Below are 15,877 nucleotides of genomic sequence, written 5' to 3'. Positions count from 1 at the left end.
GATGAGGCGTTGAAAGTGCCATTTTCTTTTAAGGGAGTGGTTCTTTTTCTTTTGTATAGACAAAAGCTCTAGCTAGAATGAACAAAATTACTATTCCTTTATCTCATTTGATTAAGAGACGTGAATAATTGAATCTAAACCATGATTTTCCCGTATACATATTATTAGGATAATCAGGAGGGCATCATGGACGTTTATAAAAAGATTGCAATTATTGGGGGAACAGGTAAAGCGGGGCGTTACATTGCTTTTAAAGCATTAGAGAAAGGATATCACGTACGTATGCTTGTTAGAAACCCAGAAAAGTTAGTTTTCAGAGACAGTAGGATTGAGGTAATAGAAGGAAATGTACAAAAGATCGAGGATCTTCAAAAGCTATTAAAAGATTGTCAAATCGTTATCAATACTTTTGGTCAACCAATGAAAGAAAAACCAATTTATAGTAAAGTAACGGAAAATATATTGGGAGTCATGTCTGATTTACATATGGATCGTTATATTGGGGTAACGGGTGGATCTCTAACCATTGCTGGAGATACAAAGAGTATTATAAATAGAATAGGTGCAAAGATATTTGAAATTATTTATTCGAAAATGATGATGGATAAGAAAAAAGAATGGCATCTACTTAGCCATAATCAAGTAATCAAATGGACACTAATTAGACTTCCATTTATAGTAGAGGGAAATGAAGTAGGGTTCATAAAGGAAAATCTTAGAGATATGCCAGGTACAAAGATAACAAATCGGGATATAGCTACATTCATCATTAACCAAATAGAAAATCAAAAGTATGTACAAAAAGCACCATTTATCTCTAATTAATCTACTTTAAAGGAGAATGCCACTTATAGAGGGATAGGGTCAGCGCCTCAACTAAATGACTTTATCCCTTTTGAATGCTCCACAAAATTTTCCCTTGCCTCAATCGTATTGGTTCAAAAACTCAAATGATTTCCTTTTGAGTAGCTTTTAATTAAAACCTTCTCCAATAAACCTTCCAACCCCTCTCAACAACCAATAAATGATTCTAAATGGGAGGAAAAGCAGTTCTGGTATCCAACCAAGTACGTCAAGAAATAAGTCAATTAAAGAATATTGATCATTACGTCTCTTCTCTCTTCTTCTTGTGTTTTTCCTTTCTTGCAACCACTTCTTCACATTACTCGACCCCTTTTACAAAAAAAGTGCTGGCTTTCTTAAATAAGTTTACGATTCATGGCTTTAGTTGGTTTCATTTTTTAAAAATTTTATGATGTAAAAGCAGATATGGGGCGTAACTGGGAGTAAAAATGTTGGCTTATTATATTTCTTTAGTGATGTGTATTACCAAAAATGGGGAAATGGAAAATATAAAATTGAATAAGGCAAAGGGTATACAGATTTAAAAAGGGCCACTAGACTGGGAGTGACCCTTTTTGCTATGATGTATCGACATTATTATTCGCTCCCAATAATGAAGATCATCCCTTTTTCATGTTTTTCAATAAATATTAATATTCTTTTTGGACGAAAGCTGCTCCGACAATAATGAGAAGAATGAATAGCACAACGATTAAAACGAATGTTGAACTATTATTTTTACCGCCATAGTCCATACCACAACTCATGTTATAACCCCCGCTATAGTCGTTACCATAGCCTCCATAACAACAATTGAAATTACCCATATTTCCAAAGTATCCCATCAAGATCTCTCCTTTCTTTCAGTTTATTGTATGAATGCCGTTGAAAGAGAAAAGGGTATTCGTCTAATGAATCGTATTTACGTAATTTTAAAAGGGATCTTGGGTGAAGGATGCGTATTACTAAACACTTGATATGAATGAAACTAAAGGTTAGTTGTAAATCCACTCCATCATTATTGTCAATTTTTTGATGAATGATGGTGGAACAGGTTTGAAACAGTAAGTCTATGTTAATCCGTTTCTATTTTTAACTACAATCTGTTGTGGAAAGGAATCATTTATTTTTTTATTAAATAATGTGAGAGTTTTTTTTCATTCGCTCGTTATTACTTGTAGAGAAGAAAGGAGGTTTTCTAACTTCGTGTATTCATTAATTAATCAGCTACAAAAAAAGGAAGAACAAGCTTTAAGAGAAGTGATTAACAAATATGGAGGTTATGTTAAAGCCATAGTAGTGAAAGTGTTACAGCCCAATCAAACAGCTATTGAAGAATGTATCAACGATGTATTTCTAACCATTTGGCAAAAGAGTATTCAATTTACTGGCGATGAGATTGATTTTAAAAAATGGATTGGTGTTATCGCAAAATATAAAGCGATTGATACATATAGAAGTCTTCAAAATAAGCCTAAAACAGTCGAGTTACTTTCATCAATTTCAAATAGCAAGGATCTTCCAGAGAGAATTGTAGAACAAAGAGTACAAAAAGAGCAACTGTTTATCAGTATTTTAAATTTAAGTAAAAACGATCAGGAAATTTTTCTATTGAAATACTACTTAGGATATTCCAACGGAGAAATCGCAGAGATATTTGGTCTATCTAAATCAGCTGTTGAAAATCGTTTATATCGAGGTAAGTTAAAGTTAACAGAAGAGCTGGGAGGTATCTAAATGAACGAAAAGGATTTTATCGGAATAGATGTTGAAGAGATTGAACCAGTTGAATTATCTGATTGGGAAAAGTTTAATATTGAAAAAAGTGTTTTACGGTCATCTTCAAACAAGAAGTATGTATTTAAAAAATGGAAATGGGTTAGTATAGTCGCCATGCTCACATTCATTTTTACTAGTAGTAGCATTTGGCTACCTGTAGTGGCTAATCGAGTACCAATTGTACAGCAACTATTAAATAGCAATGATAATCCCCAATTACAAGTATTTAGTGATCATGCATCAATCATCAATCAAAAAGACGAAAGTAACGGAACCTCCATTGAAGTAGCTGAGGCTTTTTTCGATGGAACTGTTGTATCGGTTAGTTATGAAATGAAACATGAAGAATCGATAGATGATCCCCCTCTATTTTGGAAGGGTGATTTAGAAGTCAACGGAAACAAGTTAGACGTACTTAGTCATCAAATCATTAAAAAGAATGATGCTACTTGGATTGGTATGTTTACGGCGAGAATTTCAGACAAAGTAATTGATGAAACGATAAATGTACATTGGCGTCCCAAAGATTTTATAGGTATGAAAAATACGACTCTAGTAGAAGGAGATTGGGACTTTCAATTAGAACTTACACCAACCCAAGCCTATTCAAGAAAAGTAAATATACCATTTGGTAATGATCAATACCAGCTATTATATAATCAAATAACAGAGGGAAAATATATAACCACTCTTTATTTTGAGGGAAATCTTGACTGGGAGACAGAATTTTTAATGGTAGACATAGAAGATAATCTTGGAAATGTATATGAAAAAGTAGGAGCAACAACTATTAAAAGCGGTTCTGGGCGAGTAAATGGTTATGTTGAGGTTTTTATACCTGATTCTGATATTCGAACGCTAATCATTACACCAACTATAAGAATTGTTGACGAAAAAACATTAGAGCGGAAAGAGCTTGTTCCGCTCCCAAGTATTAATATTTCTCTAAAATGATATGGTCTGTTCCTACAACTTCTTTCCAAAGGCTGAAGGAATCAATTCATTGATGTAGTTTCAATGAATTATACAGGTTAGCATCTTTACCATTAGCTCATCTCACGCAGTATTCAATCAAGATAAGGCTATTAATTGTATATCTTTTAAGCTATTAAATTTTAATTCTTCCTTTTAGTACCAATAATCATAAAGCCTAATAATAAATATAGAAGACTGGCCGAAATGGAGCTATACAACAGGAATGTAATAGAAGTTGGTGCCCATACGTTAATAAATGTCCAATTTAAGCCGCCAAGTACTGTGTTAGGTGTGATAAATATTGCTGTCAGCATTGTCGCCACAAGTATAGTATGGGCAGATAATAACAATATTTTTTTGTAATTTAGCTTTGCCATACTACGTTGTTTTTTATAGAGGTTGCGTATATTCTGAACGAATAGATAACAGAAAATAATGCTGATTGCGATGATGATAGCACAGATGATTGTCACAATTTTATCTAGCTTTTGATAGCTGCTGATATGTTGCATGTCAATCGTTTTGCCCTCCCATAAATCCATGACACCTTGTCCAATCGCTGTTGTAGAGCTTGTATTCATATTGGCTAAAATAGCCACGCCAATTTGTTCGTCAGGTTGCATAATGAAATATGAGGAAAAGGTTGGATTCTCACCAGCATGGTAGATATATGACTTTGTGTCCTTTTTCACAACGGCCCAACCGTTTGCATAGTAAGTATTCGTATCAAAAGGCTCCACTGTTAGATCTGGAGTATGGGATTCTTGAATTAAATTGTTACTGATTGAGTAGATATCACTGTTTCCTAACTGTAATTTTAACCATCTGGCTATATCATTAGCGTTACTGATCAGATAACCAGCAGGGATATTGCCACGATAGATAGGTGGTATGTATCGCTGCTCTCTCATTAGACCTATTTTATAGCCAGAAGCCATATGTGTGGAATGTACTTGGTGAATCCCTACAAAAGATTGATTCATACCAACAGGTTGTAAAATTTTCTGTTGAATATACTGATCGAATGGCTGTTTTGCCACTTGTTCAATGACGAGTCCTAAGACATCATAGTTGATGGTTGCATATTCAAAAGAACTCCCTGGTTGACGATTTAGAGATTGATCCAGCAGTGTTTTAACTGTTAATTCAAGGGCATTATCAGCTGTGCTTTCTGGGATTCGAGTAATGGAATTTGAGGGAATTCCGCTAGTATGAGACAATAGCTGCTGTATTGTCACAGCCTGATTTTCGCCTTTATAGGTTAATGATAACCAAGGGATATACTTTCGGACATCATCTGATCGTTTTAACAAACCTTGCTTTTCTAATTGTAAAATAGCGAGGCCTGTAAATGCTTTAGACGTCGAGCCTAGCTCAAAAAGGGTATTAGAGGTAACAGGCGTTTTTGTTTTTGTATCTGCAAAGCCAAAGCCCCTTTGATAGACGGTTTTCCCTTTATCAACAATAATTACTGAAATTCCTGGGATTTTACTAATGGTTTGCTGCTCCTCAATAAACTGATCAATTTTACTAATTGTATCATTTGATGCTGCGTGTCCAAATTCGGGTGTGAAAGTAAAAAATACTAACATTACCATCAACATCACCGTTTTCTTCGTTAATAATGTCATGTTGTTTTTCTCCTTAGATCGTAATGTGCTTGTGACCATGATTTACTGTAACAAGAAAAATAAGGGTAAACCATCGATTAACATGACTATTTCAGGGATAACATGACAAAATTGTCACTTCAAAAAGGGCCACTCCTAAAACCAATAGGAGGGCCCTTGAAATTTTATTTAGTTTGTTCTGGCTCTGGAATAAAATCTTGGCCGTTAAATGTTAATTTAGATGCTGAGATGAGAATTTCTCTATTCGCTTCGTAGTAAGGATCTAAAATTTTGTAGAAGGCTTCCCATTGCTCGCCTGCTTTATCATCTTCACCCTTTTGTTCAAGGGTAACTGCCTCTTCATAGTGTTGTTTTAATTTTGCGTAATCCGCATTACTAATGCTGAATTCGATATCTGTCATATATTCCTCGAAGGTAACAGGTTTAAAGTGTGGGCGAAGTATTTCATAGAATTGATCCCATTTCTTCATGGCCAACTCTTCGTCTTTATCTTTTTCAGCTTTTTGTGCCTCTTCATAGAGCGTTTTAAGTTTTGCAAGTTCCTCTTTTGTTACATCTACGTTCATATCTGCCATGTACTCTTCAAAAGTTAATGGTGGATATAATTCTTGGTAATAAGGTTCAAGAATTGTAAAAATTTTATCAATGTTTTCTGATGCCTCATCCGTTTTATTTTCTTTTACATACTTAATCCAGTTACTATAAAGTGTTTTCAGCTGTTCTTTATCTTGCGCTTTGATAACGATATTTTTCTCAGCGAATGCAGCTTCATTGATAAACTCTTCAAATGGCTCAGGCTGCCAATTTGCTAATTCATAAGGTCTTGTGATGTTATCCATCGCCTCATAGATTCGTTCCATTTCCTCATAATTCTCTTCTTTTTCAGCCTTTTTCATGTCAGAAAAAAGTTTTTCTAGTTGGACTAATTCTTCTTTTGTTACTTCTTTAGGTAAGCTTTTTTTATACACGTCAAAGGTATAGAAATCTGAGTAATCTTTCACAATACTACCCTCAACTAAAATTTCCTGCCCCTCCGCTAGCTTTAATTGCTCGATTTGCTTATCAGAGAAATTGTGCAAACCAATGTAATAGTTCTTTCCATCTGTTCCTTTAAGGGTAATGCTGCCGCCATCAAAATATTTAATGGTACCTGTTATTTTTTGTTCTATTTGAATTGTTACACTATTTGTTGTTTCAACAGCTGTTGCACCAGCTTGAAGCGGTGTTAAAACAGCCATCCCAAGTGTTAATGCTGAAGCTAATAGCCATGTTTTTTTAGCAGGTTTTTTCATATTTATCAATTCTCCTTTGGGTTAACTTCTGTTACCAATTATTAGACGCTTTACCAATTGAAAAAGTTTTAACTTTTTGAAAAAAATTTCAAGAAATTAAAGAGTGGAGGATTCATGATAAGGACTCACTGTTTTAGTATCTGAAGTCTTTGGAAAATAGCCATTATTGCAGCTTATACTATTTTAAGCTCTTTTCTCCTAATTGAAGATTTTAGGAGAGACGCTGTCATTCTAATGTTTAATCTCGTAAGATAGCTTGCAGACGCATCCGTTTAATCCAAGCTCTTCTACTGCTCATCCTGAAAATAGATTTTATAGAATTTGCGATTTGTTGCCTCATCATAGCCAACTTCAATTAATTCATCTATTTGGTCGATATGTTGAATATTTACTTGGATTTCAATATTGGAATCCAGTTTGATTTTACGTTTGTATTTCTTTTCAGCCTTTTCTAGCGCACTATCAGAAATGACAGTCTCATAGGGTTTGACCGAATTAATGATGATATCTTTTTGAGTAGTGTCCGCTTGCTCAAAAACAGTTTCAATATAATGATTTACCTGAAATTCCTCTTCATTTCTAAAGTAATCCAGTGTTTTATTCAAGAGCCCAAGTTTTTCTGTGCTTGTATAATTTTCTTCCTTTAAAATGAATTTTTTGCATTCTGTTAATGCTAAATTGGTTTTATAATAATGCTCATCCGCTGCCTTAATTTTTAAAAATCGTTCTTGCCAATAAACAATATCTTCCTTACGTTTTGTTTTAATATAAACAGCAGGAGATTGATCCTGTCCCATATCAACAATAATAGCCATATTATTAATTTTCTTAACGTTAATGCCATCCACGCCGTTCACGATCATTTGATTGTGTTCATTTTTCACATCTAAAAACATTTCTTTTTCATCAATTTTGACAATAGCGATAATCTTTTTTGCCTCATTTAATAGTAAACAATTTTCAAAGAGGCCAATAAACAGTTCTCCGCTTTTAATGTTAGGATGCTGTGACACACTATGTAAGTGCTTGGCAATATTTTGTGAATGTTCTAGGAAGTTACTTCCCTGTTCGAAAATAGCTCTCGAATACGTAAAAACTTCATTGAGTGTAATAGTGCTTTCATGGAAAAATTCATATTGCTGTTCCAAATCAATTTTACTAAAAGCGAGCTGTGTAAAGGCTGCTTCTAACATGACCTCAGGTTGTGTAAAAACTTCTTCTCCTAAAATAAGCGTCTCACTCAAAAAATGCAGACTATATTGTGCTAATTTACTTTCACTGACTTCTAGCATAAATTTCACCTTCTAATTTTTCATAGTAGCTAGTATACCATAAGCTAAAGATTGCTTTTATAAGTACCAGTACTCATTTGAGGCTGGTTTTTTATGATCACCGAATGTTAGTGTCTTGTTATGAAAGAATGTTGAGGATTGGAAGTTTAAAATACTGCTGCTTAGATAAAGATAAAAACATGTAGAGATACTCTGTACAAGTGTACTAAAGAGGGTGATCAATATGTGGGAAAAGGTGATTTCCTACATGCCACATTGGCAAGTTTTTTTACAAGGCTTTTTAGCATTTTTTATTCCATATTTAATTTATAAATTGTTTCATGTTTTTTTATTTATTAATAAGAGCAATGGCAAAATTGAGATGAAAGAAAAAAGTGAACAAGGTGAGAGGGTACACATCCCTGTTCAAAAAACGTTAGAGCAATTTACAGGGGATTATAATAAAGATCTTTTACAAATGAGGAAAGAACTTGGCCATAATTGGGATATTCATTTTAGAGAATTTCAAATAGGAAATACGGATAATCGTGCAGCAATCGTTTTTCTTAAGGGATTATGCGATAAAGAATTAATTGACAAACATATTTTGAAATCATTAATGAATGGACATACAGGAAAGTCGTCTGTTTTAAGAGGTCATGAACTACAACAATCAATTAGAAATGAAATCCTACCAGTGAGCGATCTGCTAGAGGAATCGAAAGTCATGAAAGCTGTTGGCAAAGTATTAACTGGTTCCACTGTATTAATTGTGGATGGCATACAGAATGTATTTATCATTGGCACGGCACATGGCAAAACTCGAAATCTTGAGGAGCCTGTTTCTGAAGCAATGGTACGTGGACCAAGGGTGGGCTTCACAGAAAAATTAAGTGTGAATACCTCTTTATTAAGGCAGCATGGTGAGAATCGAAATTTATCGATTATTGAGATGGAAGTAGGCGAACGTACGAAAAAAGAGTTGGTTTTAGCCTATATAGATGAAATTGTGCAGCCTAATCTCGTCAAAGAGGTGAAGGAACGAATTGAAACAATCCATTTGGATGATGTTGCTGAATCGGGATATATTGAGCAATTGATGGAGGATAATTACCTCAGTCCATTTTCGCAAGTGCAGAGTACCGAACGTCCTGATCGGGTTATTGCTGCGTTACTAGAGGGACGAGTCGCAATTCTTTTAGATGGAACGCCCTTTGTATTAATTGTGCCAGTCACGTTTAATATGCTACTGCAATCACCAGAAGATTACTATGAACGTTGGTTGTCGAGCTCTCTTATTCGCTTGCTTCGCTATTTTGCTGCAGGCATCTCTTTATTTGGCCCATCCCTGTACATTGCTTTTGTATCTTTTCATCAAGGTTTAATTCCCACTAAACTAGCGCTGTCCATGATGGCAACAAGGCAGGGAGTACCGTTCCCAGCTTTGATTGAAGCCCTCATTATGGAAGTCGCTATTGAGATATTACGAGAAGCAGGACTTCGTCTACCAAAGCCGATTGGTCCGACAATGGGGATCGTTGGGGGGCTTGTTATTGGAGAAGCCGCCGTACAGGCAGGAATTGTTAGTCCAATCATGGTCATTGTGGTTGCATTAACAGCAATTTCCTCTTTTGCTATCCCTCAATATAATGCTGGTATCACGCTAAGAATGTTACGTTTTGTCGCGATGTTTTCCGCAGCTTTATTTGGACTATATGGCATCATTCTATTTTTCTTATTCCTTTGCAGTCATTTAGTAAAGCTAAAGAGCTTCGGTGTATCATATTTGAGCCCAACTATTCCGTATCGAGCAGGTGATTGGAAAGATTTTATGGTACGAATGCCGTTAAAGATGATGAAGCATCGTCCTAAATTGTTAAAGCCAAAAGATTCGGTCCGCAAAGGGGAATAAGAGAAAGGGAGCAAAACAGCCATGAACAGCAGTATGAAAGATAAAATAACGACGTCACAAGCAGTTGTTATTATTATTAACTATATTCTTGCCACTGGGATTCTTACTTTACCTCGTGCATCTGTTGAAAAAGTAAAAACGCCAGATGTTTGGATTAGTGTATTTTTAGGTGGTGTCGTTGCAATGATTGCAGGTGTAATCATTGTGAAGCTAAGCCAACAATACCCTGACAAAACATTTTATCAATATAATCAAGATATCATAGGGAAGTGGTTAGGCTGGTTTATAAGTGCGTGTGTAATTGCCTACTTTTTTACCATTTCTGCCTTTGAAGTTCGCATCATGGCTGAAGTAACCTCTCTCTTCTTATTAGAAGGGACCCCCACTTGGGCGATTATTTTGCCCTTTTTATGGGTTGGGCTTTACTTAATAAGCGGTGGCATCAATACAATCGCACGCTTATTTGAAATCATTTTTCCTATTACCTTTGTTATTTTTTTACTTGTGGCTTTTTTAAGCTTAGGGATTTTTGAAATTGATAATTTGAGACCAGTACTCGGTCTGGGCGTTGTTCCGATGTTAAAGGGAATAAAAACAGCGACCCTGGCATTTTTAGGGCCTGAAATTATGCTACTACTTGTGGCATTTATGTACCCATCTGATAAATCAAAAGCCGTAAAGGTTGTACTGGCGGGTATAGCCATACCTTTGCTCTTTTATGTCATCACAGTTGTGATGGTCATTGGTGCTCTATCTATTGAAGGTGTTATGACAAGGACTTGGCCAACGATTGAATTAATGCGAAGTTTTGAAATCCCTGGTTTAATTTTTGAACGCTTTGAGTCATTTCTTCTTGTAATTTGGATTATGCAAATCTTTGCTACCTTTACGATTACTTATTATGCCGCCACTTTAGGCTTAGCCCATCTGTTTAAGAAAAATATGCATCCTTTCTTATATGGATTACTGCCAATTATCTACATTATTGCGATGACACCTAAAAATATTAATGATCTTTTTACATTTGGCGATAAGATTGGTCATGCTGCATTAATTTTATTTGGTTTAGTACCGATAACCTTACTCCTTATTTCGAAATTGAAAGGAAAGAAAGCATGAAGCGAATACATTGTTGTGTACATTTACTTCTAGTTGCGACGGTAACCTTACTTCTTACTGGATGTTGGAGTAGTAAAGAGATTGAGGATTTAGGCCTTATTGTAGGTACATCATTGGATTTAGAAACGGGTGATGTTTCCTCTGAAGAGCAACAAGATGCTAGGTATGCAAACAGACTGCTGCTAACAATTACTAATCAATTTGTTACGTCAGAGACAACGGTTTCTGGAGCAAAAGAGGGAGCATTGCCAGAAAAAGCGTATAAAAATGTTTCTGAGACAGGTGATGCGGTGTTACCAACTTTACGAAATATGCTATTAAAGGTTGATAAACGTTCCTTTGCTGAACATTCCAAAGTAATTATTATTGGTGAGGAATTAGCTAGTACTATGAATCTCCAGCAAACGTTGGATTTTTTTCTAAGAGAATTAGAAATACGGCCGAGTGGACTGCTCTTTATTGCTCAGGATCAGGCAAGTCAGGCACTGGAAACAAATGAACCAACTAAAATTCCTGCCTTTCAATTAGTAGAAATGATGGAGGGACATGAAAGGACGACTAAAATTTTGCCTCCGATGACCGTAGCCAAACTAGAGGGGAAGCTTTATTCAGACTCTAGCTTTTTATTGCAAAATGTGAGTACGGAAAATGGAGAAGTAAAATTTGCAGGCGCTGCTATTATTGAAGGAAAAACCAAAAAGCTACGAGGATTTTTAAATGAGAGTGACCTAGAAGGAATTGCATGGATGTCTGGCGATGCGAAAGGTGGTCTTGTCAAAGGCTTTGATGAGGAGTCAGGAGCACCCATTGTGTATGAAATTATTTCAGCTAAAAGTAAAATTATTCCACATGTAAAAGGCGATCAAATCTCCTTTACGATAAAAATTCAATCAGAGGGAAGAATTGCTGAACATTGGGTTCTCTCCGATAAAGCATTTGACAATCAATTTTTGAAAAAAGCAGAGAAAGTATTTGAAAAAGAGATAGAACGATTAGTGAGGAAAGCACTAGATAAAACGCAACATGAATTTCAAACAGATGTTTCTGGGTTTGGTAATAAACTAAGAATCGATTACCCGAAAGTATGGCAAAAAAGAAAAAAAGAATGGGATCAAACGTTTAGTGAGGTTCCTATTACATGTGAAGTGAATGTTTCCATTAAGGATTATGGCACGTCAGGTGATTAACATCGTTAATCATCTTTTTTTCTGTCCATTTAGTCTATACTGTAATGAAAGGACATATAGTAGATATTCGAAAAGATGGGGGATAAAAGACATGCAATATACTATTCAATCAATCGCTACCGTTCGTAACAATAGGCAAATGATAAAAGATGATCATTGGGGAGAGATTATTTCAACTATTGAACTTGCTGATCATATCCAAGAGGCGTCCTTAAAAGGAATAGAAGATTTTTCTCATCTAGAAATTATTTTTTATTTTGATAAGGTTACAGACGATCAAATTCAATATGAGGCAAGACATCCGAGAAATAATCATGATTATCATGAGGTCGGCATTTTTGCACAAAGAGGTAAGAATAGACCTAATAAATTAGGAAGTACAATTGTTGCATTGTTAGAGGTCAAATCGAGAGGATTAATCGTTAAAGGGCTAGACGCCATAGATGGCACACCTATACTAGATATAAAGCCTGTAATGAAAGAATTTTTACCTAAAGAGGATGTTAAACAGCCAGCGTGGTCAATAGATTTAATGAAGGCCTACTGGGGGTAAGAAAGTTGTTAAAGCGAAGAAAATTGTGGATTTCTAAAAAGGGAGTAGCGTGCTCCCCTAAGACAGGTTTTAGATAGCGATTATTTTGAAACCTATAATAGGGAGAATGTTTTATTGGTTGATGTTAAAGAATCACCTATTCAAAAAATAACAGGAGAAGGTATTCAAACGGCGGATAACCATTTTGATTTAGAAATCATCATTTTTGCGACAGGCTATGATGGCATGACAGGGCCATTGTTTAAGATTGATATCCGAGGAAGGAAGGGCGTGTCATTAAAAGAGAAATGGAAGGATGGGGCAGCTGTTTAAATCTATCTTGGACTCACAGCAGCAGGTTTTCCTAATTTATTTATGATTACGGGACCAGAAAGCCCTTCTGTCCTTGTCAACATGCCGATTGCTATTGAGCAGCATGTCGAATGGATTGCCGAGTGCATCCATTACTTGCATGAGCATGACATTAACCTTGTGGAACCAACTATAGAAGCAGAGGAAGCTTGGAGCATACATTGTCGAGAGGTTGCTAATGCAACACTCTACTTCAAAGGTGATTCCTGGTATACGGGGCCAATATTGAGGGCAAACCTCGAAGTTTTTTAATCTATCTAGGAGGATTTGATTATTACACAAAACATTGTAATGAGGTGGTTCAAAACAATTATGAAGGCTTTAAGTTAATGAAATTAACATACTATCATAGTTTGTGAGAGGGGAGCATATATCAATATGGGGCAACAAGTAGTCATTATTACAGGTGCTGGAAGTGGTATTGGAAGAGAGACTGCAAAATTGCTTGCCACTAAGGGAAATGCATTAGTTTTAGTGGATTTTGATGAAAAAAGTGGACAAGACACACTACATGCTGTTAAGGAGCATCACCAACAAGCAATTTTTGTCCAAGCAGATGTTTCACAAAGCCATGATGTCAAAAAATATGTGGACGCTGCAAAAGAAACATTTGGCAGGATTGATGCTTTTATCAATAATGCAGGTGTATTAAGCCCACCAACACTACTGGGGGATTTAGAAGAGAAGACGTTTGATAGAGTAATCTCAGTCAATCTTAAAGGGGCATTTCTCGGCTTAAATTATTAAAAGAAATGGAGCAACAGCAATCAGGTGTCATTGTGAATACATCCTCAGCAGCCGGTATACAGGGACAGCCCTATCTAGGTGGCTATGCGGCAAGTAAGCAAGGTGTAATTGGATTAACTAAAACGGCAGCCATGGAATATGGACCTAAAGGTATTCGAGTGAATGCAATTTGTCCTGGTGGCGTGAGGACAAACATGACAAAAGGATTGGCATCGAGTCCAGAAGAAAATGGACCATTACGTAGATTGGCAGACCCAACTGAAATCGCAAATGTAATCGCTTTCTTAATTTCGCAGGAAGCTTCTTATGTGAATGGCGCTGTCGTCACAATTGATGGCGGTTTAACATCGTAAAACATTTAAATAAGAGAGGAAGGATTTTAATGGAACATCGTATTGATTCAGAACTAAAAGAAACGTTAGCAATTTTTCCCTCATTAGATTTGGATAATGTACAAGCTACAAGAGAAGGAATGGCAGCCGTTGCTGTACCCACTCCAATAGAAGAGCACATTATAGTAGAAAATAAAGTCATTCAAGGGCCTGATGATAATCATTCTCTTCGTCTTCGTATTTATAAGTCAAAAGAGCAAAAGGAAATATACCCAGGCCTGCTATGGATTCATGGTGGTGGCTATGTCTTGGGAGCACCAGAGGGAGATGATGTGCTTTGTCAGCGCTTTGTCAATGAAGCGAATTGTGTTGTGGTATCTGTAGACTATCGGCTTGCACCTGAACATCCTTATCCTGCTCCTCTTGAAGATTGCTATGCAGCGTTAAAATGGGTAGCAGATCATGCGAGTGAATTAGGGATAGATCCTACCCGTTTAGGAATTGCTGGAGCAAGCGCTGGTGGTGGACTCACAGCTGCACTTGCATTACTTACGCGTGATCGAAATTATCCGAAGCTTAGTTTCCAAATGCCGCTCTATCCAATGATTGATGATCGCAATAATACCCCATCTTCATTAGAAATTACGGGACATATGATCTGGAACCACTCACTCAATCAAAAGGGATGGGAAATGTATTTGAATGGCGAAAATGGTAGCGACAATGTATCACCATATGCCGCAGCAGCTAGAGCGGATGATTTATCAGGTTTACCATTTACTTATACATGTGTTGGTCAACTTGATCCGTTTCGTGATGAGACTTTGCAATATGTAACCAAGCTATGTCAGGCTGGAGTAGATGTTGAATTCCACTTATACCCAGGCTGCTATCATGGTTTTGAGAGTATTGTTCCTACAGCTGCAGTCAGTCAAAGAGCTGTCAAAGAGTATGTAGAAGCTGCTAAATATGTGTTACATCGAAATATTTCAGTGCCTTTATAAAAAATTTACGAAAATCTCGAAACCATAATTTACTCAGGTTTCGGGATTTTTTTGTTAAACAAAATGATCTTTTAGCTAGTTTGTAATAGCGTCTTTTAGGTTAAACTTTTATCGAGTGAAAGGAGGAGAATGTAAAATGTTACAATTTGAATCAAAAATTGTTGGAAAAGAGATAGGGTTTGGCTATTTACGAGATAAAATTGCCGATCGGGGTTTCACGATTGGCGGGAATTGGGAGTACTATAAAGGTAGCTTTGACTCGGTATTATGGAAAGAGGCAGGAGAAACTATTTATTTACGTGTCCCTTTTATCGTCACATCAGGAGAGCTTGATAATGAAGATGCTCAAATTCGTTTTCAAAAGCCATTTGTCATTAAGCATGTTGAGAATATTGGTCTAGATTATGATGAGGGCTCCTTACTAGATGCAACTGGTGTTAGCCAATTTCAAACCCCGCTTGATAAAGATGGATACATTCATGATAAAAGTAGATGGATTCAAGCAGGTGAACAAGCTGTGGAAGAAAAAGTACTTCCATTTTTCATTCATTAGCTAGATAAATTTAAATGGCTGCTGCAAGAAATTATATGTCTTTTCTCCTTGTTATTTTGGGAACATGTAATCAAAAATACAAATAGAATTGTCTTAAGAATTTTCCAACATTATAATGGTATTAGCATGTACTACTATATGAGGTGAGTTTATGGATAAAATAGCTATAGATGATTTTCAGCATTCCTATCAGAAATTGCACCAAGAACGACTCATCCATCGTAAAGAAGCCTTTCTAGAGGTGTTAGAAAAAACAAGAACATTTGGTGAAATAATCCTGCTTGAAAGTATAAAAAGTAAGAGAGGCGTCTAGGTGGCGTCTCTTTCT

Annotated in this window: 17 protein-coding genes and 1 pseudogene; 13 read left to right on the top strand and 5 right to left on the bottom strand. The window is 36.0% G+C overall.

The features are described from left to right. The first annotated feature begins 186 nt into the window (after positions 1 to 186). Positions 187 to 825, top strand: a complete 639-nt coding sequence (locus tag NP781_RS15345; protein WP_221680917.1) for an NAD(P)H-binding protein — start codon at positions 187 to 189, stop codon at positions 823 to 825. A gap of 147 nt (positions 826 to 972) precedes the next feature. On the opposite strand, the gene NP781_RS15340 is transcribed toward NP781_RS15345, so the two are convergent. After that, the gene (locus NP781_RS15340) at positions 973 to 1,161 is read right to left on the bottom strand and encodes a hypothetical protein (RefSeq protein WP_221680916.1); all 189 of its coding nucleotides are present in this window, start codon (positions 1,159 to 1,161) and stop codon (positions 973 to 975) included. 332 nt (positions 1,162 to 1,493) lie between these two features. Then, positions 1,494 to 1,688, bottom strand: a complete 195-nt coding sequence (locus NP781_RS25560) for a YjcZ family sporulation protein (RefSeq protein WP_004226543.1) — start codon at positions 1,686 to 1,688, stop codon at positions 1,494 to 1,496. Between the two features lie 361 nt (positions 1,689 to 2,049). Between NP781_RS25560 and NP781_RS15330 the strand changes: the two genes are divergently transcribed. Together NP781_RS15330 and NP781_RS15325 are read left to right on the top strand one after the other, a co-directional pair. Beyond that, positions 2,050 to 2,580: a sigma-70 family RNA polymerase sigma factor gene (locus NP781_RS15330; RefSeq protein WP_221680915.1), complete on the top strand. Its 531-nt coding sequence runs from the start codon at positions 2,050 to 2,052 to the stop codon at positions 2,578 to 2,580. After that, the gene (locus tag NP781_RS15325) at positions 2,581 to 3,576 is read left to right on the top strand and encodes a DUF4179 domain-containing protein (RefSeq protein WP_221680914.1); all 996 of its coding nucleotides are present in this window, start codon (positions 2,581 to 2,583) and stop codon (positions 3,574 to 3,576) included. Between the two features lie 161 nt (positions 3,577 to 3,737). Here NP781_RS15325 and NP781_RS15320 read toward each other — a convergent pair whose 3' ends face one another. The 3 genes from NP781_RS15320 to NP781_RS15310 form a co-directional block, all read right to left on the bottom strand. Next, complete coding sequence (locus tag NP781_RS15320; RefSeq protein WP_257520284.1) at positions 3,738 to 5,228, bottom strand: serine hydrolase domain-containing protein; 1,491 nt, start codon at positions 5,226 to 5,228, stop codon at positions 3,738 to 3,740. 164 nt (positions 5,229 to 5,392) lie between these two features. Continuing rightward, positions 5,393 to 6,520 carry a hypothetical protein gene (locus NP781_RS15315; RefSeq protein WP_257520283.1) on the bottom strand — a complete coding sequence of 376 codons (1,128 nt, stop codon included), beginning with the start codon at positions 6,518 to 6,520 and terminating at the stop codon, positions 5,393 to 5,395. Positions 6,521 to 6,807: 287 nt separating this feature from the next. Next, positions 6,808 to 7,812 carry a nucleoid-associated protein gene (locus NP781_RS15310; protein ID WP_221680911.1) on the bottom strand — a complete coding sequence of 335 codons (1,005 nt, stop codon included), beginning with the start codon at positions 7,810 to 7,812 and terminating at the stop codon, positions 6,808 to 6,810. A gap of 223 nt (positions 7,813 to 8,035) precedes the next feature. On the opposite strand from NP781_RS15310, the gene NP781_RS15305 reads away from it, so the two are divergent. From NP781_RS15305 to NP781_RS15260, 10 genes and pseudogenes are all read left to right on the top strand, one after another. Beyond that, entirely contained in the window at positions 8,036 to 9,703 is a 1,668-nt protein-coding gene (locus NP781_RS15305; RefSeq protein WP_257520282.1) for a spore germination protein, read from the top strand. 21 nt (positions 9,704 to 9,724) lie between these two features. Further along, positions 9,725 to 10,822 carry a spore germination protein gene (locus tag NP781_RS15300; RefSeq protein WP_221680909.1) on the top strand — a complete coding sequence of 366 codons (1,098 nt, stop codon included), beginning with the start codon at positions 9,725 to 9,727 and terminating at the stop codon, positions 10,820 to 10,822. Further along, positions 10,819 to 12,009 carry a Ger(x)C family spore germination protein gene (locus NP781_RS15295; RefSeq protein WP_257520281.1) on the top strand — a complete coding sequence of 397 codons (1,191 nt, stop codon included), beginning with the start codon at positions 10,819 to 10,821 and terminating at the stop codon, positions 12,007 to 12,009. The genes NP781_RS15300 and NP781_RS15295 overlap by 4 nt, the downstream gene beginning before the upstream one ends. Positions 12,010 to 12,100: 91 nt before the next feature. Further along, positions 12,101 to 12,562, top strand: a complete 462-nt coding sequence (locus NP781_RS15290; RefSeq protein ID WP_257520280.1) for an SAM-dependent methyltransferase — start codon at positions 12,101 to 12,103, stop codon at positions 12,560 to 12,562. Positions 12,563 to 12,676: 114 nt separating this feature from the next. Then, positions 12,677 to 12,874, top strand: a complete 198-nt coding sequence (locus NP781_RS15285; protein ID WP_257520279.1) for a hypothetical protein — start codon at positions 12,677 to 12,679, stop codon at positions 12,872 to 12,874. Positions 12,875 to 12,916: 42 nt separating this feature from the next. Continuing rightward, positions 12,917 to 13,165 (top strand): hypothetical protein, encoded by a 249-nt coding sequence (locus tag NP781_RS15280; protein WP_257520278.1) that lies wholly within the window; start codon positions 12,917 to 12,919, stop codon positions 13,163 to 13,165. A gap of 120 nt (positions 13,166 to 13,285) precedes the next feature. Further along, a pseudogene (locus NP781_RS25685) lies at positions 13,286 to 14,013 on the top strand (SDR family NAD(P)-dependent oxidoreductase). Between the two features lie 29 nt (positions 14,014 to 14,042). Next, positions 14,043 to 14,996, top strand: coding sequence for an alpha/beta hydrolase (locus NP781_RS15270; RefSeq protein WP_221680905.1), 954 nt, complete (start codon positions 14,043 to 14,045; stop codon positions 14,994 to 14,996). Positions 14,997 to 15,132: 136 nt separating this feature from the next. After that, positions 15,133 to 15,549, top strand: a complete 417-nt coding sequence (locus NP781_RS15265; RefSeq protein WP_202341304.1) for a YugN family protein — start codon at positions 15,133 to 15,135, stop codon at positions 15,547 to 15,549. Positions 15,550 to 15,700: 151 nt separating this feature from the next. Beyond that, a complete protein-coding gene (locus tag NP781_RS15260; RefSeq protein ID WP_004226572.1) occupies positions 15,701 to 15,862 on the top strand; it encodes a hypothetical protein in 162 nt (53 codons plus the stop codon). The last annotated feature ends 15 nt before the right edge of the window (positions 15,863 to 15,877 follow it).

Origin of the sequence: Lysinibacillus sp. FN11 (assembly GCF_024628845.1) — a bacterium.
GTDB lineage: Bacteria > Bacillota > Bacilli > Bacillales_A > Planococcaceae > Lysinibacillus > Lysinibacillus capsici.
Note: the sequence above shows the minus strand (reverse complement) of the source record. Positions and strands in the feature narration are given on the sequence as shown.